The sequence below is a fragment of the Rhodococcus sp. TAF43 genome (assembly GCF_052113525.1).
Lineage (GTDB): Bacteria > Actinomycetota > Actinomycetes > Mycobacteriales > Mycobacteriaceae > Prescottella.
In genome coordinates, this window is the sequence record NZ_JBFRDL010000003.1 from 276,121 (window position 1) to 299,321 (window position 23,201).

18 protein-coding genes are annotated in these 23,201 nt (G+C 68.4%); 17 read left to right on the forward strand and 1 reads right to left on the reverse strand.

What is annotated here, in order from left to right; all coding sequences use genetic code 11:
* Positions 1–6 precede the first annotated feature (6 nt).
* From AB4Z09_RS03935 to AB4Z09_RS03970, 8 genes are all read left to right on the forward strand, one after another.
* Complete coding sequence (locus AB4Z09_RS03935; protein ID WP_442239197.1) at positions 7–567, forward strand: hypothetical protein; 561 nt, start codon at positions 7–9, stop codon at positions 565–567.
* 72 nt (positions 568–639) lie between these two features.
* The gene (locus AB4Z09_RS03940) at positions 640–1,296 is read left to right on the forward strand and encodes a YoaK family protein (RefSeq protein ID WP_442239198.1); all 657 of its coding nucleotides are present in this window, start codon (positions 640–642) and stop codon (positions 1,294–1,296) included.
* A gap of 116 nt (positions 1,297–1,412) precedes the next feature.
* The gene (locus tag AB4Z09_RS03945; protein ID WP_442239199.1) at positions 1,413–2,738 is read left to right on the forward strand and encodes an MFS transporter; all 1,326 of its coding nucleotides are present in this window, start codon (positions 1,413–1,415) and stop codon (positions 2,736–2,738) included.
* Between the two features lie 169 nt (positions 2,739–2,907).
* Complete coding sequence (locus tag AB4Z09_RS03950) at positions 2,908–4,560, forward strand: AMP-binding protein (RefSeq protein WP_442239200.1); 1,653 nt, start codon at positions 2,908–2,910, stop codon at positions 4,558–4,560.
* Between the two features lie 18 nt (positions 4,561–4,578).
* On the forward strand, positions 4,579–6,228 hold the full coding sequence (locus AB4Z09_RS03955; protein WP_174914915.1) for a sigma-54-dependent Fis family transcriptional regulator: 1,650 nt from the start codon (positions 4,579–4,581) through the stop codon (positions 6,226–6,228).
* A 106-nt stretch (positions 6,229–6,334) separates the two neighbouring features.
* Positions 6,335–7,834, forward strand: a complete 1,500-nt coding sequence (locus tag AB4Z09_RS03960; protein ID WP_174912394.1) for an aldehyde dehydrogenase family protein — start codon at positions 6,335–6,337, stop codon at positions 7,832–7,834.
* Between the two features lie 47 nt (positions 7,835–7,881).
* On the forward strand, positions 7,882–8,994 hold the full coding sequence (locus AB4Z09_RS03965; protein ID WP_442239201.1) for an NDMA-dependent alcohol dehydrogenase: 1,113 nt from the start codon (positions 7,882–7,884) through the stop codon (positions 8,992–8,994).
* Positions 8,995–9,111: 117 nt separating this feature from the next.
* The gene (locus AB4Z09_RS03970) at positions 9,112–9,372 is read left to right on the forward strand and encodes a GlsB/YeaQ/YmgE family stress response membrane protein (RefSeq protein WP_114718827.1); all 261 of its coding nucleotides are present in this window, start codon (positions 9,112–9,114) and stop codon (positions 9,370–9,372) included.
* A 15-nt stretch (positions 9,373–9,387) separates the two neighbouring features.
* Here AB4Z09_RS03970 and AB4Z09_RS03975 read toward each other — a convergent pair whose 3' ends face one another.
* On the reverse strand, positions 9,388–10,020 hold the full coding sequence (locus tag AB4Z09_RS03975) for an SACE_7040 family transcriptional regulator (RefSeq protein ID WP_442239202.1): 633 nt from the start codon (positions 10,018–10,020) through the stop codon (positions 9,388–9,390).
* 118 nt (positions 10,021–10,138) lie between these two features.
* On the opposite strand from AB4Z09_RS03975, the gene AB4Z09_RS03980 reads away from it, so the two are divergent.
* From AB4Z09_RS03980 to AB4Z09_RS04020, 9 genes are all read left to right on the forward strand, one after another.
* On the forward strand, positions 10,139–11,710 hold the full coding sequence (locus AB4Z09_RS03980) for a carboxyl transferase domain-containing protein (RefSeq protein ID WP_174912385.1): 1,572 nt from the start codon (positions 10,139–10,141) through the stop codon (positions 11,708–11,710).
* 8 nt (positions 11,711–11,718) lie between these two features.
* A complete protein-coding gene (locus AB4Z09_RS03985) occupies positions 11,719–13,764 on the forward strand; it encodes an acetyl/propionyl/methylcrotonyl-CoA carboxylase subunit alpha (RefSeq protein ID WP_442239203.1) in 2,046 nt (681 codons plus the stop codon).
* The gene (locus AB4Z09_RS03990) at positions 13,761–14,924 is read left to right on the forward strand and encodes an acyl-CoA dehydrogenase family protein (RefSeq protein WP_114718831.1); all 1,164 of its coding nucleotides are present in this window, start codon (positions 13,761–13,763) and stop codon (positions 14,922–14,924) included. The genes AB4Z09_RS03985 and AB4Z09_RS03990 overlap by 4 nt, the downstream gene beginning before the upstream one ends.
* A 38-nt stretch (positions 14,925–14,962) precedes the next feature.
* Entirely contained in the window at positions 14,963–15,430 is a 468-nt protein-coding gene (locus AB4Z09_RS03995; protein ID WP_114718990.1) for a MaoC family dehydratase, read from the forward strand.
* Positions 15,427–16,281: an HpcH/HpaI aldolase/citrate lyase family protein gene (locus tag AB4Z09_RS04000; protein ID WP_174912380.1), complete on the forward strand. Its 855-nt coding sequence runs from the start codon at positions 15,427–15,429 to the stop codon at positions 16,279–16,281. The genes AB4Z09_RS03995 and AB4Z09_RS04000 overlap by 4 nt, the downstream gene beginning before the upstream one ends.
* 4 nt (positions 16,282–16,285) lie before the next feature.
* Positions 16,286–18,241, forward strand: a complete 1,956-nt coding sequence (locus AB4Z09_RS04005) for an acetoacetate--CoA ligase (RefSeq protein WP_442239204.1) — start codon at positions 16,286–16,288, stop codon at positions 18,239–18,241.
* Positions 18,242–18,404: 163 nt separating this feature from the next.
* Positions 18,405–19,628, forward strand: coding sequence for an ABC transporter substrate-binding protein (locus tag AB4Z09_RS04010; RefSeq protein ID WP_442239205.1), 1,224 nt, complete (start codon positions 18,405–18,407; stop codon positions 19,626–19,628).
* A 26-nt stretch (positions 19,629–19,654) separates the two neighbouring features.
* Positions 19,655–22,378 (forward strand): ABC transporter permease subunit, encoded by a 2,724-nt coding sequence (locus tag AB4Z09_RS04015; RefSeq protein WP_442239206.1) that lies wholly within the window; start codon positions 19,655–19,657, stop codon positions 22,376–22,378.
* On the forward strand, positions 22,375–23,136 hold the full coding sequence (locus AB4Z09_RS04020; protein ID WP_174912369.1) for an ABC transporter ATP-binding protein: 762 nt from the start codon (positions 22,375–22,377) through the stop codon (positions 23,134–23,136). Before AB4Z09_RS04015 ends, AB4Z09_RS04020 begins: the two co-directional genes overlap by 4 nt.
* The last annotated feature ends 65 nt before the right edge of the window (positions 23,137–23,201 follow it).

The window sequence follows — 23,201 nt, forward strand, 5'->3', positions numbered from 1 at the left end:
AACACGATGGCCTTCGCTGGCAACGTCGACGAACTGGCACTGCTGCAGACGATCCGGTTGAAGGGGCAGGTGACGGCCGACGTCCTGGCCGCGCAGCTCGGCGTCGCCGTCGCGTCGGCGGCGGCAGCGCGTGACGCGCTGCTCGCACAGGGTAAGGCGGAGGAGACCGGTGACGGCGCGTTCACGCTGACCGATGCCGGTCTGGCCGAGCTCGGCGACCAGCTGGACGCCGAGCGGGTGTCCATCGACGAGGACTCGATCGCCGAGATCCACGAGCGTTTCCTCGAGCTCGACGGCCCGCTGCGCGAACTCGTCTCCGGCGCCGACCTCGATTCGCTCGCTGCCCTCGACAAGAAGGCGCAGGACGTGTTCGACGACGTGTCCGCGTTCGTGCCGCGTCTGTCGCGCTACCAGGATCTGTTCGCCGAGGCGTTGCAGAAGGCGCAGGCCGGAGACGCCGAATGGATCGCCGCTCCCGGGATCGCCTCCTACGCCACGGTGTGGGGCGAGGTCGCGCGGGAACTGCGTGGCGCGTGCGGCCTGGACGAAGACACGGTCACCGCCTGACGGACCGACGTACCGACGCACTGACGACCGAACCCACCCGGGTGCCGCCCGGGTGGGTTTATCGTCGGAGGGGTGGTCGTCCACTACCCACGGGGCGTGCTCGTCGTCGCGGTATTCCTTTCCGGTCTGGCCGGATTCGTGGACGCGATGGGTTTCATCATGCTCGGCGGATTCTTCGTTTCCTTCATGAGCGGCAATTCCACCAAGCTCTCGGTCTCCGCGGCCGACGGTCTGGTGACCACCGCGCTGACCGGCGCCGGGATCGTCGCGCTGTTCGTCGTCGGTGTGATGATCGGATCGGTCACCGGCCGCCGATTCGGTATCCGCCACAGGTCGGCCGTCCTGACGCTCGTGACCATGTTGCTGATCCTCGCCGCCACCGCGCACCTGGCCGGGTGGACGCCTGTCGCGATCTCGCTGATGATCACCGCGATGGGCGCGGAGAACACTACGTTCGAGCGGGAGGGCGAGGTGAGTATCAGTCTCACCTACATGACCGGCAGTCTCGTGAAGATGGGGCAGCGCCTGGTCACCGCGTTCTCCGGCGGGGATCGGTGGGGGTGGGTGCGGCATTTCCTGCTGTGGGCGGCGATGGTCGTCGGCGCCTTCCTGGGGGCCACCGCGCACCGGTTGGTCGGGCTGGAGGCGCTGTGGTTCGCGGCGCTCTGGGGCGGCATCCTCGCGGTGGTGATCGCCCGGAGACCACCCGTGCCGACGGCGGCTGAGTGACAGGCGTCACTCCACCCCCTTTTCGGGGGTAGTTGGCCAGTGACCCGGATCACTACCTTTCCTCGCAGTCGCTGACGCCAATCGGGGCGTCGCGCACGGCTCGAGAAGAGGGATCCATGACGACTGTGTCGCCATCGGTCGGCTCGGCGAACGCCACACCTCCGCGCACCGGCGTGGGCAGGGTGGCGATCGCGAGTTGCATCGGAACGACGATCGAGTTCTACGACTTCTTCATCTACGGAACCGCTGCCGCACTGGTCTTTCCGACGGTGTTCTTCCCAGCGCTCGGTTCCACCGCCGGCACGGTCGCGTCGTTCGCGACCTTCGCGGTGGCGTTCATCGCCCGGCCCGTGGGCGCAATGTTGTTCGGGCACTACGGTGACCGGATCGGCCGCAAGAAGACCCTCGTCTCGACCCTGTTGCTGATGGGCATCTCGACGCTCCTCATCGGCCTGCTGCCGGGCGCCGAGACGATCGGTGTCGCCGCGCCGATCATCCTCGTGGTGCTCCGATTCGGCCAGGGCTTCGCGGTCGGCGGGGAGTGGGCGGGCGCAACTCTGCTCACCGCCGAGTACGCGCCGCCGGACAAGCGCGGCTTGTACGCGATGTTCCCCCAGTTGGGCCCGGCGATCGCTTTCGTGCTGTCGAGCAGCACGTTCCTCATCACCGGCGCCGTGCTCGGTGATGCGAACGAGGCCTTCCTCACGTGGGGCTGGCGGGTGCCGTTCGTGTTCTCCATCGTGCTCGTCGGCATCGGGCTGTACATGCGCCTGGCCATCGAGGAGACCCCGGTGTTCCGGGCCAACCAGAAGATCGACGCGGCCGACGCCGGTCCCCGGACGCTTCCGTTCCTCGACGCGTGGCGATACCAGACCAAGGAGATCCTGCTCTCGGCGGGCGCGCTCGCGACCCTGTTCGCGTTCTTCTACATGGGCACCGCGTTCCTCACCAGCTACGGAACCAAGACCCTCGGCTTCAGCCGCCCGTTCGTGCTCGTGGTCGGCATCGTCGCCGCCGTCGTGTTCGGAGCGGCGATCGTCGTCTCGGCGCTGTACTCGGACCGGATCGGCCGCCGCCGGGTCATCATGCTGTCCTGCGTCCTCGCGGTCGGGTGGGCGCTGGTCCTGTTCCCGCTCCTCGACTCGGGGTCCCCGGTGGCCTTCGTGATCGGGATGTGCGTCACGCTCGCGATCTTCGGGATGGCCTACGGACCGTGTGGTGCGCTCCTACCGGAGATGTTCCACACCCGCTACCGCTACACCGGCGCCGGACTCGGCTACAACCTGGCCGGCGTGCTCGGTGGCGCCGTCCCGCCGCTGATCGCGGCGCCGCTCGCCTCTGCCTTCGGCAGCTTCGCGATCGGCCTCATGCTCGCGGTGCTCGGCATCGTCAGCTTCGTGTGCACCAAGGCGCTGGTCGAGACGAAGGACCGCGCGCTCTGACCCGGTCCCCGACCGGGGTCGACGTCGGGGGTGTTCGAACTCTGAACAGTTGTCGGCACCCCCGACAGTCGACTATGTCCTACATCACAGTCGAGCGAGTACGTTGGGGAAGCCCGCACCGCCGGGATTCCCCAGTGGGCGCCGGGGCGGCGCCCGGAGAGGAAACGCGATGACCACAACTTCGCTGTCAGGATCCCTGCCGAGCTACGCCTCGGGAGTATGGGACGCGCCCATGCTGGGCGACACCATCGGCGACAACTTCGACCGCGCGGTCGCGGCGCACGGCGACCGTGACGCGTTGATCGATCGTGGTTCGGGACGACGATGGACCTACAGCGAGCTGGCGGCGGATGTGGACGCGGTCGCGTCGGGGCTGCTCGGTCGCGGAGTGGTGAAGGGCGACCGCGTCGGCATCTGGGCTCCCAACTGCGCCGAGTGGACGTTGGTGCAGTACGCGACCGCGAAGATCGGCGCGATCCTCGTCAACATCAACCCCGCGTACCGCTCCCACGAGCTGCAGTACGTGCTGAACCAGGCGGGGATCCGGATGTTGGTCGCCGCGCCGTCGTTCAAGACCTCCGACTACGCGGCGATGATCGATCAGGTCCGGCCAGAGTGTGCCCGCCTGGAGCATGTGCTGTTGCTGGGCGGCCCGGACTGGGACACTCTGGTTGCCGACGGGCGGGTCGCACACGCCGGCAGTCCAGAGACGCTCGCCCGGGCACAGGCGGCACTGTCCGCCGACGAGCCCATCAATATCCAGTACACGTCCGGGACAACGGGATTCCCGAAGGGTGCAACGCTCAGTCACCACAACATCCTCAACAACGGCTACTTCGTCGGTGAACTGTGCGGCTACACCGAGCGCGACCGGGTGTGCATCCCGGTGCCCTTCTACCACTGCTTCGGCATGGTGATGGGAAACCTCGCGTGCACCAGCCACGGTGCCGCGATGGTGATCCCCGGACCGGCGTTCGACCCGGCTGTGACACTGGCGGCGGTACAGGCCGAGCGGTGCACGTCGCTGTACGGCGTGCCGACGATGTTCATCGCCGAACTCGCCGACCCGCACTTCGAGTCCTACGACCTGTCGAGCCTGCGCACCGGGATCATGGCGGGTTCGCCGTGCCCGGTCGAGGTGATGAAGCAGGTCATCGAGCGGATGGGCATGGCGGAGGTGTCGATCTGCTACGGCATGACGGAGACGTCACCGGTGTCGCTGCAGACCCGTCGCGACGACAGCATCGACCAGCGGGTCTCCACCGTCGGCCGGGTCGGCCCGCATCTCGAGGTCAAGATCGTCGACCCGGCGACGGGGTTGACGGTGCCGCGCGGAGAACCCGGCGAGCTGTGCACCCGCGGATACTCGGTGATGCTGGGCTACTGGCAGAACCCGGAGAAGACTGCCGAGGCAATCGATCCCGCACGCTGGATGCACACCGGCGATATCGGGGTGATGGACGCGGACGGCTACGTCGCGATCACCGGCCGGATCAAGGACATGGTGATCCGCGGCGGCGAGAACGTCTACCCGCGCGAGATCGAGGAGTTCCTCTACACCCATCCCGACATCCTCGACGCGCAGGTGATCGGGGTGCCCGATCCGAAGTACGGTGAGGAACTGATGGTGTGGGTCCGGCTGCGCGACGGTGCCGAACCGCTCGACGCGGAGAAGATCCGGGCGTTCTGTACCGGACGCCTGGCACATTACAAGATCCCGCGGTACGTCCACCTCGTCGACGAGTTCCCGATGACGGTCACCGGGAAGATCCGCAAGGTGGAGATGCGGGAGCTGTCGCTCGAACTGATCGATCGCGTCTGATCGGAGGAAGTAGCAGTGGTGCACGGTTTACGGCCGGAGATCGAATTATCCTGGAAGCGTTCGAAGCTCAGCGGAATCGACCCCGCCCGGGTGCCCGAACCGGCGCTGCTCGACCCGTCGGACTCGGCGGGCCGACTGCTGCGGGCGGCCCGCCCGGTCCTCGACGAGATCGGGGTGCAACTGTCGGGGACGGGATGCGGAATCCTGCTCGTGGACCGGGACTGCCGTGTCGTGTCCCGCGTGTTCGACTCCGATGCGATGCGGTTCGCGATGGAGGGCGTCGGGGTGCTGCCCGGCGTCGTGCTCAGCGAGGAGAACTACGGCACCAACGCGCTCGGCACGCCGCTCGAGGTGCGCCAGGGCCTCGTGGTCCACGGGCACGAGCACTTCCTCGAGTCGTTCCGCCAGTTCAGTTGTTACGGGCACCCGATCGTCCACCCCGTGACCCGCCGGATCGAGGGCATCCTCGACATCACCGCGACCGAGAAGACCGCGAACCCGCTGTTCGCGCCGTTCCTGGCCCGTGCGGCTGGGGACATCGAGGCCCGGTTGCTCGAGGGGGCGCGCGAGTCGGACCGCCGCGTGGTGGACGCCTTCCAGCGCGCGGCGCGGCAGCGCGGACTCGCGGTCGCGGCGATGGGGCAGGACATCATGCTCACCAACAAGGCGGCCGTCGAGATGCTCGGGCCGAGCGACCATGCCGCGCTGTGTGCGCTCGCCGCGGATGTCCCGGCGGGGGAGACCCGGACGCTGGACTTCGTGCTGTCCGCGGGCGGGAGTACCGGACTGCGGATCGACCGGGTCGCCGGCGCCGACAGCGGAGCGCTGTTCCTGCTCGACATCGGCGACACAAGGACGCCGGTGCGGCGCACCGCGACCCCGCAGGACGCGACGTCGCGACTGCGGCGCCGGCTGCGCGAGTTACGTTCCGGCACCGGTTCACTCGCCCTCGTCGGCGAGCCGGGCAGCGGTCGGACGTGGGCGGCGCGGCAGTTCGTCGACGGCGCCGTCAACGTGCTCGAGGTGGTCGATGCGGCCCAGATCGTCGGCCAGGGAGAACACGAGTGGTCGGCGAGCCTGCTCGCGGTCGTCGCGCGCGACCCCGCGTTCGTTCTGATCGAGCACGTGCACCTGGCGCCCGAACCGGTACTGGCGTTGGTCGCGTCCCTCGTGGCGAACCCGAGCGGCCCGCGGATCGTGCTCACGAGCGACCCGGTCGACGGCGGGCAACCGGCCGTGCGGGATCTGCTCGCGCGGTGCGGTGCCCAGGTCGCGATTCCAGCTCTGCGGCAGCGGATCCGGGAGCTCGACCGCCTGGTCGCGGCGCTCGCGGGCGAGCTCGGCCGCGCGGATCTCCGGGTGGGGCCGAGCGCGCTGGCGGCGCTGTCCGAGCACACGTGGCCGGGCAACCTCGTCGAACTTCGCGCCGTGCTCGCGGGCCTTCCCGACAAGCTGGACGGCACCCCGATCCGGGCCCTGGACCTCCCCGAGGATTACCGAGCGTCGGGCAAGGTGGCGCGACTCGGCGGCCGGGAGCGGGCCGAACGCGACGCGATCGTCGAAGCGCTGAACGAGAGCGGCGGTAACAAGGTGCACGCTGCGGCCCGCCTCGGGATCAGCCGCACCACGCTCTACAGCCGCATCCGCGCGCTGGACATCACCGTCTGACGGTGTGCCCCACGCGCGCTGTCCAAAGCTTGAACAGTTGACGATCGCCCTCCCGAAGCACGATGGCTGTGTTGCACGTCACACGCCAGATTCAGGAGGTTCGAGCATGACTGTCGTTGCCGAGCAGGCGGTTTCACCGCGAGTTCGCGAGTTTCTCTCCGGCACCAAGCAGCTATACATCGGCGGCGAGTTCGTCGACGCGGCGTCGGGCCGCACGTTCGTGACGCACGATCCCGCGACTGGTGATCGCCTCGCCGATGTCGCGTACGGCGAGGCGGCCGACATCGACCGCGCCGTCCAGGCAGCGCGTCGCGCGTTCGACGAGGGGCCGTGGGCGTCGATGAAGCCCAACGAGCGGGAGCGGCTGATCTGGCGGGTGGGGGATCTGCTCACCGAACGGGCCTCCGAGTTCGGTCAGCTCGAGGCGCTCGACAACGGCAAGTCCGTCGCGATCGCGTCCGCCGTCGACGTCGCCTGGGCAGCGGACGTATTCCGCTACTACGCAGGCTGGGCCACCAAGATCGAGGGCAGCACGGTCAACGTGTCGATGCCGTTCGTACCCGGCGGCGAATTCCACGCGTACACGTTGCGCGAGCCCGTCGGGGTGTGCGGGCTGATCGTTCCGTGGAACTTCCCGCTGCTGATGGCGTCGTGGAAGCTCGCGCCCGCACTCGCCGCCGGCAATACCGTCATCCTCAAGCCCGCCGAGCAGACCCCGCTCACCGCGCTCATGCTGGCCGAGATCTTCGAGGAGGCCGGATTCCCGCCCGGCGTCGTCAACATCGTGCCCGGCTTCGGTGATGCCGGCGCCGCGCTGTCCGCGCACGACGACGTCGACAAGATCGCCTTCACCGGTTCCACGGAGGTGGGCAAGAAGATCGTCGACGCCGCCAGGGGCAACCTCAAGAAGGTCTCCCTCGAGCTCGGCGGCAAGAGCCCCAACATCGTGTTCGCCGATGCGGACTTCGATGCGGCCGTGGCGGGTTCGCTCAACGCCTGGCTGTTCAACCACGGTCAGTGCTGCGTCGCCGGCACCCGCCTGTACGTCGAGGACAGCATCTTCGAGCGTTTCACCGAGGCCGTCGCCGACGCCGCGAGCAAGGTCAAGATCGGTCCCGGGCTCGACCCCACCACCGAACTGGGGCCGCTCGTGTCGCAGGAACAGTTCGACCGCGTCACCGGCTACCTGCGCGACGGCCTCGCGGACGGCGCCCGCGCGCTGACCGGCGGCAAGCGCTGGGGCGAGACGGGCTACTTCGTCGAGCCGACCGTCCTGGTCGACGTCGAGCCCGATTTCAGTGTCGTCCGCGAGGAGATCTTCGGACCGGTCGTCGCGGCGATGCCGTTCGATGCGGACGAGGGCATCGTCACCGCCGCCAACGACTCCATCTACGGACTCGCCGCCGGAATCTGGACCCGGGACATCTCCAAGGCGCACCGCACCGCGCGCCGGCTGAAGGCGGGTTCGGTGTGGGTCAACCAGTACAACGGCTTCGACACCGCGATGCCGTTCGGCGGCTACAAGCAGTCCGGCTGGGGACGCGAACTGGGCGCGTCGGGCATCGACGCCTTCACCCAGACCAAGGCCGTCAACATCGCGCTCTGACGGCAGCAACCTCTCACAACGACACCGACATCGATCAAGGAGAACCCATGAAGACCAAGGCCGCCGTTCTGCTCGAGGCCGGAAAGCCGTTCGAGATCATGGAACTCGACCTGGACGGTCCCGGTCCCGGCGAGGTCCTGATCAAGTACACCGCCGCCGGACTGTGCCATTCGGACCTGCACCTCACCGACGGTGACCTGCCACCGCGCTATCCCATCGTGGGCGGGCACGAGGGCTCCGGCATCGTCGAGGAGGTCGGCCCCGGCGTCACCAAGGTCAAGCCCGGCGATCACGTGGTGTGCAGCTTCATCCCCAACTGCGGCACGTGCCGCTACTGCGCCACCGGGCGGCAGAACCTGTGCGACATGGGCGCGACGATCCTCGAGGGCTCGATGCCCGACGGCTCCTTCCGCTTCCATTCGGGCGGAAAGGACTTCGGCGCCATGTGCATGCTCGGCACGTTCGCCGAACGCGCCACCATCTCGCAGCACTCGGTCGTCAAGGTCGACGAGTGGCTGCCGCTCGAGACCGCCGTCCTCGTCGGGTGCGGTGTCCCGTCCGGATGGGGGACCGCGGTCTATGCGGGCGACGTCCGCGCCGGCGACATCGTCGTGATCTACGGCGTCGGTGGCCTGGGTATCAACGCGGTCCAGGGCGCGGTGCACTCCGGTGCCAAGTACGTGGTCGTGGTCGACCCGGTCGATTTCAAGCGCGAGACGRCACTGAAGTTCGGGGCGAGCCACGCATACGCGTCCGCGGCCGAGGCTGCCGAGAAGGTCAACGAGCTCAGCTGGGGGCAGGGCGCCGACGCCGCCCTGATCCTGGTCGGCACCGTCGACGAGGACGTCGTCTCCGCGGCGACCGCCGTGATCGGCAAGGGCGGCACCGTCGTCATCACCGGTCTCGCGGATCCGACGAAGCTCACCGTCCACGTCTCGGGCACCGATCTGACGCTCAACGAGAAGACGATCAAGGGCACGCTGTTCGGCTCCGCCAACCCGCAGTACGACATCGTCCGGCTGCTCCGCCTGTACGACGCCGGCCAGCTCGCGCTCGACGAACTGGTCACCACTCGCTACTCACTCGAAGATGTCAACCAGGGCTACCAGGACCTTCGGGACGGCAAGAACATCCGCGGCGTCATCATGCACGCGCCGTAGGGCGCGCTCACGCAACGATTTGTGCAATGCCCTGCCCTGGCTCGACGGAGGTCGTACCTTCGAGCCAGGGCGGGGGCGTGTTCCGCGCGTGGCGGGGGCGGACGGAAGGAGCCAGTCATGGGCGAGATCATCGGCACGATCATCTTCGGCGCAGTCATCGGTGTGCTGGCGCGGCTTGTTCTTCCTGGCAAGCAGCCGATGGGATGGATCATCACGGTGGTGATCGGCATCGCCGGAGCGCTCATCGGATACTGGCTGTGGGGTGCCCTGGGAGGCACCGACACACCCGGAATCGATTGGTGGCGTTGGGTGATCAGCATCGCCGCAGCGGCCGTGCTGGCCCTCGGCTACACGGCGATCGCCGCCCGGAGGAAGTAACAGGGCTCCGCGTTGCTACGCGGAATCCGCCAGCAGCGCGGCGAGCGCCATTCTCCGCAGCACGCCGCGCGTCGGGTCCCCGTTCGTCGCATCGACGGACGGGGATACCGCGCTGTACGGGGTGGAGTTGATCAGGCCGAACGTCGCGTGCGCGGCGATTCGGGCGCGGGTGGCGTCGAGTCCCGGATCGATTCTCCGCAGCACATCCACCCAGATCTCCACGTACCGGCGCTGGGTCTGGCGCACGCGGTGGCGGGCGTCGTCGGGCAGTGAGTGCAGGTCGCGATCCTGCACTCGGATCAGGTCCGGCTCGCCCAGCGCGAAGTCGAGATGGAAGTCGACGAGTTGCCCGAGCGCCTCGGCGGGGTCCGACACCCGATCCAGGACCGCGGTGCCGCCGGCCAGTAGTCGCTCGCTGATGTCGGTGAGCAACTCGACGAGCAGCGCGTCCTTGTTGGGGAAGTGCCGATACACGGCGGGGCCGCTGATGCCCACCGCGGAGCCCAGGTCTTCGAGGCGAACCCCGGGGAAGCCGCGCTCGGCGATGAGCCGAGCGGCGGCGCGCAACAGCTCTCGGCGACGGTCGGCTTTGGCCTGGCTGCGCCTGCTGGGGGCCGTCGGCCCCGCATCACGGTCGACGTCGGTCATCGGTCACATTTTCCTGTTCGTGTGATCTGGACAACTCAGTTAATCACGGATAACCTGATTTCAGTTATTCGGAATTAACCGAATCTCATCGTATCTATCGAACTGCGAGGACGGTGACGTGACAACCGCTCGAACCGCATCAACCACCTCCCATCGGGAACAGCACCTCGCCCTCGTGTCCGAGCTGCGCGACAAGCTGGCCGCGGCGGCGCTCGGTGGCAGTGAGAGGTCCCGTGAGCGCCACGTCGCTCGCGGCAAGCTGCTGCCGCGGGACCGGGTGGACGCCCTGCTCGATCCGGGCAGCCCGTTCCTCGAACTGGCTCCGCTCGCCGCGAACGGCATGTACGGCGACGAGTGTCCCGGCGCCGGTGTGATCGGAGGTGTCGGACGCATCTCCGGGCGTGAGTGCGTGATCGTCGCCAACGACGCGACGGTCAAGGGCGGCACCTACTACCCGATGACGGTCAAGAAGCACCTGCGGGCGCAGGAGATCGCGCTGCAGAACAACCTGCCGTGCATCTACCTCGTCGACTCCGGTGGCGCGTTCCTGCCGATGCAGGACGAGGTCTTCCCGGATCGCGAACACTTCGGCCGGATCTTCTACAACCAGGCGACCATGAGCGCCAAGGGGATTCCGCAGATCGCCGCAGTGCTCGGCTCGTGCACCGCGGGCGGCGCGTACGTCCCGGCCATGAGCGACGAGGCGGTGATCGTCCGCAACCAGGGCACGATCTTCCTCGGTGGTCCGCCGCTCGTGAAGGCCGCGACCGGCGAGGTGGTCACCGCGGAGGAGCTCGGCGGCGGCGACCTGCACTCCAAGGTCTCGGGCGTCACCGACCATCTCGCCGAGGACGACCGGGACGCGCTGCGAATCGTCCGCAACATCGTCGCGACGTTCGGTCCCCGTGCGCCGCGTCCGTGGGACGTCACGGAGACCGTGGCGCCCGCAGCGGACCAGAGCGAGCTGTACGACGTGGTGCCCACCGATCCGCGCACCCCGTACGACGTGCGCGAGGTCATCACCCGTCTGGTCGACGGCGCCCCTGCGGGCGGCACCGACTTCCAGGAGTTCAAGGCCGAGTACGGCAAGACCCTGGTCACCGGGTTCGCCCGGATCCACGGGCACCCCGTCGGCATCGTCGCCAACAACGGTGTGCTGTTCGCCGAGTCCGCCATGAAGGGCGCGCACTTCATCGAGCTGTGCGACAAGCGCAACATTCCGCTGCTGTTCCTGCAGAACATCACCGGATTCATGGTCGGACGCGAGTACGAGGCCGGCGGCATCGCCAAGCACGGCGCCAAGATGGTCACCGCCGTCGCGTGCGCGCGGGTGCCGAAACTGACGGTGGTGATCGGCGGTTCGTACGGCGCCGGCAACTACTCGATGTGCGGGCGCGCGTACTCGCCCCGCTTCCTGTGGATGTGGCCCAACGCCCGCATCTCGGTGATGGGCGGCGAGCAGGCCGCCTCGGTGCTCGGCGCCGTCGGGTCCGGGCGAGATTCGGGACGAGACCCCGACTCGATCAGGGCCCAGTACGAGGCGCAGGGCAACCCCTACTACTCGACGGCCCGACTGTGGGACGACGGCATCATCGACCCTGCGGACACCAGAACCGTTGTCGGGCTGGCCCTGTCGGCGTGCGCCAACGCGCCGCTCGAGCCGGTGTCCTACGGCGTCTTCCGGATGTGAGGACACACATGACTACTCAGTTCGACGCCGGCGGTGCCGGCACATTCGACACGATCCTGGTGGCCAACCGCGGCGAGATCGCGGTCCGGGTCATGCGTACGTTGCGGCAGCTGGGCATCCGCTCGGTCGCGGTCTACAGCGAGGCCGACGCCGACGCTCGCCACGTCCGTGAGGCGGATGTCGCGGTGCTGATCGGCCCCGCCGCGGCGCGCGAGAGCTACCTCGACATCGACCGGGTACTCGACGCCGCGAAGCGGACCGGTGCGCAGGCGATCCACCCCGGATACGGATTCCTTTCGGAGAACTCGGCATTCGCGGCCGCCTGCGACGCAGCGGGTATCGTTTTCCTGGGGCCGTCGGCGCGGGCCATCGAGGTGATGGGAGACAAGATCACCGCGAAGAACGCGGTGGCCGCGTTCGATGTCCCGGTCGTCCCGGGCATCGCGCGGCCGGGTCTGTCCGACGCCGACCTGATCGCGGCGGCCGACGACATCGGCTATCCGGTGCTCGTGAAGCCGTCCGCCGGCGGTGGCGGCAAGGGCATGCGGCTCGTCGAAGCCGCGGACGATCTTCCGTCCGCGCTCGCCAGTGCCCGCCGCGAGGCGGCGTCGGCGTTCGGCGACGACACCCTGTTCCTGGAACGGTTCGTGTTGCGCCCCCGGCACATCGAGGTCCAGATCCTGGCCGACAGCCACGGCAACGTCGTGCATCTCGGCGAGCGCGAGTGCAGTCTGCAACGCCGGCACCAGAAGGTGATCGAGGAGGCGCCGTCGCCGCTGCTCGACGCGCAGACCCGGGCACGGATCGGCGCCGCGGCGTGCAACACCGCCCGCAGCGTCGACTACACCGGCGCCGGCACCGTCGAGTTCATCGTGTCCGCGGACCGGCCCGACGAGTTCTTCTTCATGGAGATGAACACCCGCCTTCAGGTGGAGCACCCGGTCACCGAGATGGTCACCGGCCTCGACCTGGTCGAGTGGCAGGTCCGGATCGCGGCGGGGGAGAAGTTGGCCCTGCACCAGGACGACATCACCCTCACCGGGCACGCGATCGAGGCCCGGATCTACGCGGAGGACCCCGGACGCGGCTTCCTGCCGACCGGCGGAACCGTGCTCGGTCTGCGCGAGCCCGACGGCATCGGGGTGCGCGTGGACTCGGGACTGCTCGCGGGCACCACGGTCGGCAGCGACTACGACCCCATGCTGGCGAAGGTGATCGCGTACGGCGCCGATCGCGGCGAGGCGTTGCGCCGACTCGACCGTGCGCTCGCCGACACCGCAGTGCTCGGTGTCGGCACCAACGTCGACTTCCTGCGGTTCCTGCTCGCCGACGACGACGTCCGCGCCGGACACCTCGACACGGGGCTGCTGGATCGCCGCGTCGTCGGCTACGGAGTACCGGATCCCGACGACGAGGTCCTCTTCGCTGCGGCCGCCTACCGCTGGCTCGGGCTGTGGGCCGACGGATCCGGCGCCGACCCGTGGGACGCACCCACCGGCTGGAGGGTCGGCGGACCGCATCCGCTCTCGTTCCGGCTTCGCTCGGGCGCCCGGATCGACCACGTCCTGATCACCGGCACGCCCGACGATGCCCGGATCCGCATCGAACACGGTGAGGACCACACGCTCGCAGCACGACTCGACGGCGATGTGCTCACGGTCGTCTCCGACGGGCGCTGCGATATCTATCGGGTCGCCGACGAGGACGGCACGCTGTGGCTCGCCGGCGCCGATGCGACATGGGTGGTCTCGCAGATCCGCGAGGCGAGTGTCCGCGGCGCGGATGCCCACACCGGTGACGCCGAACTGACCAGCCCCATGCCGGGGACCGTGATCGCGGTCGCCGTCGCGACCGGCGACACCGTCTCCGCCGGGACCGCGGTCGTCGTCGTCGAGGCCATGAAGATGGAACACACCCTCACCGCACCGATCGACGGCGTCACGGAGGTTCTCGTCGCCGTCGGCGACCAGGTGAAGGTCGATCAACTGCTGGCGCGAATCAGCCCGGCACGCACTGAAACACCCGAACTCGCAACGGAGGAAGACGCGTCATGACCGACTACCTGTCCACCGGATCGCTGCCCGACGAGTACCAGCAGCTCGCGAAGACCGTCCGGGACTTCGCACAGAACGTGGTGGCCCCGGTGTCCGCCGAACACGATGCCAACCACACGTTCCCGTACGAGGTGGTCGACGGCATGGCCGACATGGGCCTGTTCGGTCTGCCGTTCCCCGAGGAGTACGGCGGCATGGGCGGCGACTACTTCGCCCTGTGCCTCGCACTCGAGGAACTCGGCAAGGTCGACCAGTCCGTCGCGATCACCCTCGAAGCCGGTGTGTCGCTCGGTGCGATGCCGGTGTACCGCTTCGGCAACGAGGCGCAGAAGCAGGAATGGCTGCCGCAGCTCACGAGCGGCAAGTCCCTCGCCGCGTTCGGGCTCACCGAGCCGGGGGCAGGCAGTGATGCCGGCGGGACCAGGACCACCGCGAAAATGGACGGTGGCGACTGGATCATCAACGGCAACAAGCAGTTCATCACCAACTCCGGCACCGACATCACCAAGCTGGTGACGGTCACCGCGGTCACCGGGACCAAGGAGAACGGCGCCAAGGAGATCTCCACGATCCTGGTACCGACGTCGACGCCCGGCTTCACCGCCGAGCCCGCGTACAACAAGGTCGGCTGGAACGCCTCCGACACGCACCCGCTGACCTTCCAGGACGTGCGGGTACCGCAGGAGAATCTGTTGGGCGAACGCGGCCGTGGCTACGCGAACTTCCTGCGCATCCTCGACGAGGGCCGCATCGCGATCGCGGCTCTGTCGGTCGGAGCCGCGCAGGGCTGCGTCGACGAATCGGTCAAGTACGCCAAGGAACGCGAGGCGTTCGGCCGGCCGATCGGCGCCAACCAGGCCATCGCCTTCAAGATCGCCCGCATGGAGGCGCGCGCCCACGTCGCCCGGACCGCGTATTACGACGCCGCGGCACTCATGCTGTCGGGCAAGCCGTTCAAGAAGCAGGCGTCGATCGCGAAGCTGATCGCGAGCGAGGCCGCGATGGACAATGCGCGCGATGCCACCCAGATCTTCGGTGGATACGGTTTCATGAACGAGTACCCGGTGGCCCGCCACTACCGAGACAGCAAGATCCTCGAGATCGGTGAGGGCACCACCGAGGTGCAGTTGATGCTGATCGCGCGCGAGCTGGGGGTGTGACGGGTGGGGAGGATACGGGAGGGAGCGGCACAGTGACGATGCGCAAGATCGTCCAACGCGGGCTGTGGTTCGAGGAGTTCGAGACCGGAGTCGTCTACGCGCACCGCCCCGGGCGCACCATCACCGAGGCCGACAACGTCCTGTTCACCACGCTGACCATGAACACGCAGGCTCTGCACCTCGATGCCGCGTTCGCCGCCGAGACCCAGTTCGGTGAGCGGCTGGTCAACTCGATGTTCACACTGTCCACGTTGGTCGGGCTGTCGGTGACGCAGTTGACGCAGGGGACCATCGTCGCGAACCTCGGATTCTCCGAGATCGCGTTCCCCAAGCCGCTGTTCCACGGCGACACGCTCTACGCCGAGACCGTCGTCACCGATCTACGCGAGTCCCGCAGCAGACCGGGGGAGGGCATCGTGACGTTCGAGCACACCGGACGCAATCAGCACGGTGACGTGGTCGCCACCGCGATCCGCAAGACGCTCGTGCGGAAGAAGCCGGCATGAACGGCGATCCGCTCGACCTCTGGGCCGGTGCGGTCCCCGGTCCGGCGTGGCTGTTCTGCCCGGCCGACCGTCCCGAGAGGTTCGCGAAGGCGGCCGATGCCGCCGACGTCGTGATCCTCGATCTCGAGGACGGGGTGGCCCCTGCCGACAAGGAGACTGCGCGCCGCGCGCTGGTGGACGTACCGCTCGATCCCGCGCGGACCGTGGTGCGCGTCAATGCGCACGGCACCGACGACTACGCACGCGACTGCGCGGTCCTCGATCGCACGCCCTACACCGCGGTGATGCTGCCCAAGTGTGAAACCGTGGACCAGGTACTCGATCTCGCACCGCTGTCGGTGGTCGTGCTGATCGAGTCGCCGTTGGGTGCATTGGCGGTGCCGCAGACCGTGCAGGCCGCGAACGCCGTGGGCGTGATGTGGGGCGCCGAGGACCTGGTCGCAGGTCTCGGCGGGGCGTCGAGCCGCAAGCCCGACGGCAGCTACCGCGATATCGCGCGGCACGTGCGGTCCACGGCGCTGCTCGCGGCGAAGGCGTACGGGCGGTTCGCGCTGGACTCGGTGTTCCTCGACATCCCCGACCTGGACGGGCTCGCGGACGAGTGCGACGACGCGGTCGCCGTCGGGTTCGACGGCAAGGTCGCGATCCACCCCCGACAGCTCGACATCATCCGCCACGCGTATGCGCCCACGTCGGAGCAGTTGGGTTGGGCCGAACAGGTTCTCGCGGCCGCATCCCGCGAGCGGGGTGTGTTCACCTTCGAGGGTCGCATGGTCGATGCGCCCGTCCTGCGGCATGCGGAGGAGATCGTGCGAAGGTCCGGTATCGCCCGCGCCGGCGGAGAAGAGTGAACGCATGACGAGCGAGCAGGTGCGACCCCGACCGCAGTGGGTGCCGACCGACGCCGACATCGAGAAGGCGCGGATCACCGACTTCGCCCGGTGGGTGGAGCGGCGCACCGGGCTCTCGCTGCCGGACTACGCCGCGTTGTGGCAGTGGTCGGTGGACCACATCGGCGACTTCTGGCAGGCGGTGTGGGACTACTTCGAGGTGCGGTCCATCACCGATCCGGGTCCGGCGCTGGCGAACGATGCGATGCCCGGCGCGGTGTGGTTCCCGGACGCCCGGCTCAACTACGTCGACCACGTGACCCGGAGCGCCCGCACCGATCGGCCCGCCGTCGTCTACGAGGCCGAGGACGGCCATCCGGTGGTCCTGAGCTGGGCGGAGCTGCTCCGGCAGGCGGGCGCGCTCGCGGCCACCCTGCGATCGCTCGGCGTCGGTGAGGGCGATCGGGTGGTGGGCTACCTGCCGAACGTGCCCGAGGCGGTCGTGGCGTTTCTCGCGACCGCCGGCCTGGGTGCGGTGTGGGCCGCATGCGGTCAGGACTACTCGGCGCCCGCCGCGCTCGACAGGCTCGGCCAGCTCGAGCCCAAGGTGCTGATCGCCGCCGACGGCTACCGCTTCGGTGGCCGGACCCACCCGCGGCACGAGGAGATCGCACACCTGCGCGGCAGCATGCCCTCGCTCGTCGGCACCGTTCTGGTGCCGAAGCTCGGCACCGAACCGGTGACCGACGCGATCGCGTGGGCGGACGCCACCGCGGGCGACGCGCCGCTCGAGCCGGTGCCGGTACCGTTCGATCACCCGCTGTGGGTGGTGTTCTCCTCGGGCACCACGGGTCTGTCCAAGGGCATCGTGCACGGCCACGGCGGCGTTCTCCTCGAACACGTCAAATCCCTTGCGCTGCAGATGGACATCGGGACCGACGACACGTTCCTGTGGTACACCAGCCCGAGTTGGATGATGTGGAACTTCCAGGTCGCCGGCCTGCTGGTCGGCGCCACGATCGTCTGCTACGACGGCAGTCCCGGCTATCCCGACACGGACTCGTTGTGGGCGCTGGCCGCCCGGCACCGGGTCACCGTGCTCGGCACCAGCCCCGGCTACGTGCTGGCTTGCTCGAAGGCCGGCGTCGTCCCGCGCCGCGACCACGACCTGAGCGCGCTCCGCGCAGTCGGGATCACCGGGTCGACGCTGCCGGCGTCGTCGTCGACATGGTTGGCAGACAACGTCGGTGAGTCGGTTCCGGTCTTCTCGATCACCGGTGGCACCGATGTCGTGTCCGCCTTCATCGGCGGGGCCCGCACGGTGCCGGTGTGGCCCGGCGAGCTGTCCGCGCCGTGTCTGGGTGTCGCGCTCGATGCCTTCGGGCCGGACGGGCATTCGGTCCGCGGAGACGTGGGAGAGCTGGTCGTCACTGCGCCGATGCCCTCGATGCCGGTCAGATTCTGGAACGATCCCGACGGAAAGCGTTATCACGAGGCGTATTTCGACGACTTTCCCGGGGTCTGGCGGCACGGCGACTGGATCACCGTCACCGAGCGCGGCAGTGTCGAGATGCACGGACGATCCGACTCCACTCTCAACCGCAACGGCATCAGGATGGGTAGCGCCGACATCTACCAGGCTGTCGAACGGCTGCCCGAGATCGTCGAGGCGCTCGTCATCGGAGCCGAGCAACCGGACGGCGGGTACTGGATGCCGCTGTTCGTGGTGCTCGCGGACGGGGCGGTGCTCGACGCCGATCTCGAGGATCGCATCAAGTCCGTCATCCGTGAGCAGGCATCGCCGCGGCACGTCCCGGACGAGGTCATCGCGGCACCCGGGGTTCCGCACACCCGTACCGGGAAGAAGCTCGAGGTCCCGATCAAACGGATGTTCCAGGGTGCCGATGCTGCCCGGATCATGGATCGGAGCGCCATCGACGCCCCGGAACTCATCGATTGGTACCTCGCCCAGAAGCGGTGACGACCGCTGACGAGGCATTTCGAAGCACTACGCAACGAAAATCGCGAACTTCGCAAAAACCTGCATTCCGTTCCCATACGCTGCTGCCGAGGTCGGGCGGGAGTGCAGGACACGGCTCCCGGGAATAACGAGATGTAGCTGCCCCATACGCAAAGGACGCGCCGTGAACCTGAAGAAATTTACTCCCGCAATCGCCGCTATTGCCGCCGCCGGTCTGCTCGCCTCGGGCTGCAGCAGCAACGACAGCGGTGCGGACCCGGCCGAGAACGCAGCCACCGGGGCGCCGATCAAGGTCGGTCAGATCATTCCCATCGAGGCGCCGGGGCTCGCATCCATCAACTCTGCCGAGGGCGCGATCGCCTCGGTCGACGCGTTCAACGCCCGCGGCGGCGTGAACGGACGCCCGCTCGAACTGGTGCAGTGCGACTCCATGGGGGATCCCAACAAGGAGGTCGACTGCGCGAACAAGATGATCACGGAGGGTGTCGTCGCGACGATCGCGGACTTCACGCCCGCCAACAACGAGGGCACGTCCCAGGTCCTGCAGAACGCGGGAATCCCGCGAATCGGGTTGAACCCGCTGAACATCTCGGACTTCTCCGCCACGAACGTGTTCACCCCGTTCTCCGGCTCGCTGCTCAACCTGTACGGGATGATCGACATCCTGGTGGCCGACGGCAAGACCAAGCTCACCCTCATGCGCCCCGACGTCCCGGTGGCCGCGATGCTGATCCAGCTGCTCGGCCCGGCCGTGCAGGCGAAGGGCGCCGAGATCGTCAACGAGGTTGCGGTGGGCGCGGGCGCGACCGACTACACCCAGTTCATCGCCGCCGCCGAGCGCAACGGAGCGCAGGGCGTGATCATGGCGCTGGGCCCGACCGAGGCCAACCCGATCGCCCAGTCGTTCGAGCAGCTCGGGTCGAAGCTGAGCTTCGCGCTGGGATCGGTCGGGTTCTCCCAGGCCGACTTGCAGGACCTGGGGACCTTCGCGACCTCCTCGAAGTACACCGGCGTGGTTCCCGCGCCCTCGTCGAGCACCGACGACTTCCCGGGACTGAAGGACTTCCTGGCGGACATGGAGAAGTCCGGCAAGAAGGAGCTCGAGCTGGAGAACCTCACCGGCGACGAGATGAACCCGTGGCTGGCGGTGCGCGCGTTCGGTGAGGTCGCGAACGGGTTGACGGACATCAACAAGAGCACGGTCCAGATGGGATTCGAGAACGCCAAGGATCTCGACATGGCCGGCCTGGTCCCGGCCTGGACACCGGGTGCGGTCGAGCCGTTCGGGATCTTCCAGCGCGTCTCGAACACGATGATGTACCGGATGACGTTCGACGGCGACGTGGTGGTCACCGATCCGAACCAGTACGACCTGCGCACCTCCTGACCCGAGCACACCCTGGAGTTTGACGAATGACTGAGTTACTGCAGTTCGCGATCCTGGGCCTGGGAGCGGGCTCCGCCTACGCGCTCCTTGCGCACGGCATCGTGCTGGTCTACCGCGGCTCCGGGGTGGTGAACTTCGCGCAGGGCGCGATAGCCATGGTGGCCGCCTATGTATGTCTGGAAACCTTGCAGCGCGAACATGATTGGGCGCTGCTGCCAGCCTTCGTCGTGGCGGTCGTGGTTGCCGCACTGATCGGACTGGCGTTCCAGCTGCTGGTGTTGCGCTGGTTGATGAACGCTGCGCCGATCGTCCGGCTGGCCGCCACTCTCGGCCTGATGGTGCTCCTGCAGGCGGGGGTGCAGCAGTACTACGGGGCCAAGTCGATCCGGGTGCGAGCCTTCCTGCCCGACGACGCCTATCACTGGGGAAGCATTGTGGTGCAGCAGGATCGGCTGATCCTGCTGGGGATCGCGGTGGGAATGACTGCCGTGCTCTGGGGGCTGGCCCGGTTCACCCGGGTCGGTCTCGCCATCACCGCGGCGGCCGAGAACGAGCGCGCTGCCGCCGCACTCGGTTGGTCGCCCCAGCGGCTGGCCGCGCTGACGTGGACCGTCGGCGGTGCACTGGCCGGCACCGCCGGCATCCTGGTGGCACCGTTGACGGGACTCACCCCGTCGGCGTTCGTCGTGATCGTCACCGTCTCGGCGCTGGCGGCTGCGCTGCTCGGCAACTTCCGCTCGTTCCCGCTCACCCTGCTCGGCGGGCTGTTGCTCGGTGTGGGTGAGAGCGTGGTCGTCCTGTACCAGGACGACCTGCGGGATCTACTCGGGATGGAGACACTCACCGGCATCAACCGGGCAGTGCCGTTCCTGGTCATCCTCATCGTGCTGGTGGTGCGGGGGAAGGGGCTGCCGCTACGCAGCCACGTCTCGGAGCGGCTGCCCCGACTCGGCTCCGGGGAGATCGGTTGGGTGGGTCTCGTTCTCGCAGTGGTCGCGGCGGGCGTCGTCATCGCGATCGGCGGCGATTGGCTGCGGTCGCTGACGCTGACCCTGGCTGCCGCGGTCTTCCTGCTCTCGATCGTGGTGCTGACCGGTTTCGCCGGTCAGCTCTCGCTCGCCCAGTACACCGTCGGCGGGTTGGGTGCGCTGCTCGCCGCGCGACTCGTCGGCCAGGCCGGCTGGCCGCTGATCCCGGCGGCGATAGTCAGCGTGGTCGCCGTCATCGCCTTCGGCGTGCTGTTCGCGCTGCCCGCGCTGCGGACCCGGGGCGTGAACCTGGCGGTGGTCACCCTGGGGCTCGGGTTCACGGTCCAGGAGATGGTGTTCAACAACCCGACCCTCACCGGCGACAAGCTCGAGGGTTCGGTCAAGATCTCCGAGCTGAACCTGTTCGGGCTGGAGGTGACCGCTTCGCGTTACCCCGAACGGTGGGCACTGCTGTGTCTCGTCGCGCTGGTCGTGTGCGGCCTGATGGTGGCGAATCTGCGTCGCTCGCGTACCGGCCGGCGGCTCATCGCGGTGCGCACCAACGAGCGGGCCGCGGCCTCGCTCGGGATCAGCGTGTTCGCGGTCAAGATCTATGCCTTCGCTCTCGCAGCGGGGTTGGCCGCGGTGGCGGGAATTCTTCTCGGCCTGCGCAACACCGCCGTCACCTACCTCGAGTTCAACGTGTTCGCCTCGATCAACGCGGTGGTCCAGTCGGTGATCGGCGGGCTCGGGTTCGTGGTGGGCAGCGTCATCGGCGCGCTGATGGCGCCCGGGGCACTCGTCAGTCGCCTGGTGGACGGTCTGGCCATCGCCAGCCTGCTCGCGGGAGTGATCCTCATCGTCACCCTGCTCACCAACCAGAACGGAATCGCGGACGTGGTCTCCCGTCAACTCCGGGCGATCGGCAGGCTCCCCGGGCTTGGCGCATTGCGGCCGCGGGACACGCGGCGGGTTCACGAACTCTCGGACGAACTGCCGTCCAGCACCGTCGCACCGACACCGCTGTCGGTTCGCGGGCTGACGGTGCGGTTCGGCGGCGTCACCGCCGTGGACGGGGTCGACCTCGATGTCGCGCCCGGACAGGTCGTGGGTCTGATCGGGCCGAACGGGGCCGGCAAGACCACCGTGATCGACGCGATCACCGGATTCGTCAGTCCCGCGGCGGGACAGCTGACGCTGGGGGACCACGACATCACCGGCTGGTCGACGGCACGGCGGTCCAAGGGCGGACTCCGTCGCTCCTTCCAGTCGCTGGAACTGTTCGAGGACGTCACGGTCGGCGAGAACATCCACGCGGGTGCCGACGAGGCCACCTGGAGTACGTGGTTCACCGATCTGATCCGCCCGGGTCGCCATCCACTCTCACCCAGTGCGTCGACCGTCGTGCGCGACTTCGAACTCGAGGACGACCTGGGCGCACTGCCGGGTGAACTGTCGTACGGGCGGCGCCGGCTGGTGGGTATCGCCAGAGCCGTCGCGTCCGCGCCGTCCGTCATCCTCCTCGACGAGCCCGCTGCCGGTCTGGACGACGCCGAGAGCCGTGAGCTCGCTGTGGCCATCCGGCATCTGGCGGTGCAGCGCGGGGCGGGGGTGCTTCTCGTCGAGCACGACATGGGTCTGGTGATGTCCACCTGCGACCGGATCGTGGTGCTCGAGGCAGGCCGGGTGATCGCCGCCGGCACGCCGGACGAGATCTCCGCCAGCGCGGCGGTCCGCGATGCATACCTGGGTACCGACGACGAGACGGAGGCGGCACGATGACCGTGACCACCACGAGCGAGAAGGCCGTGGCGTCCGACACGGTGCTGGAATGCCGAGGCCTGAGTGCCGGCTACGCCGGCGCCGTGGTCTGCCGCGACCTCGACATCACCGTGCGCTCCGGCGAGGTCGTGGCGCTCATCGGCGCCAACGGGGCGGGCAAGTCCACGACGATGTTGACGGTGGCGGGGGAGCTGGCGCCGATCTCGGGCTCACTGTCCGTGCTCGGCTCGGAGCGGCGCACGTCGTTGTCGGCCCTGGCACGGCGTGGGCTGAGCTACGTCACCGAGGAGCGATCGGTGATCATGGGCCTGACCGCCGCCGAGAACCTCCGGTTGGCAGGCGTCTCGGCCGACGACGCGTGTGCGGTGTTCCCGGAGCTACGGGCGCTGCTCCGGCGGCCCGCCGGACTGATGTCCGGTGGCGAGCAGCAGATGCTCACACTGGCCCGGGCGTTGGCGCGGAACCCCAAACTGCTGCTGGCGGACGAGCTGTCACTGGGCCTGGCGCCGCAGATCGTGCAACGCCTGCTCGCGGTGGTGCGGTCCGCGGCCGACGAACGCGGTGTCGGTGTCCTGCTGGTCGAACAGCACGTCCGCCAGGTGCTGACCGTCGCGGACAGGGTGTATGTGATGCGGCGCGGCCAGGTGATGCTCGAGGGGACGGCCGCCGAGATCGGCGCCGATCTGGACGCGGTGCAGCGGGCCTACCTGTCGGGTGGGGGAGACACCGGCAGCGCCGGTACCGGCCAAATCGGTTAACAGTTGTACCCTTGGTCGTTCGTCGGGCCTGTTCAGACGGGCTTCGATTCAACGGAGTGAAGGGG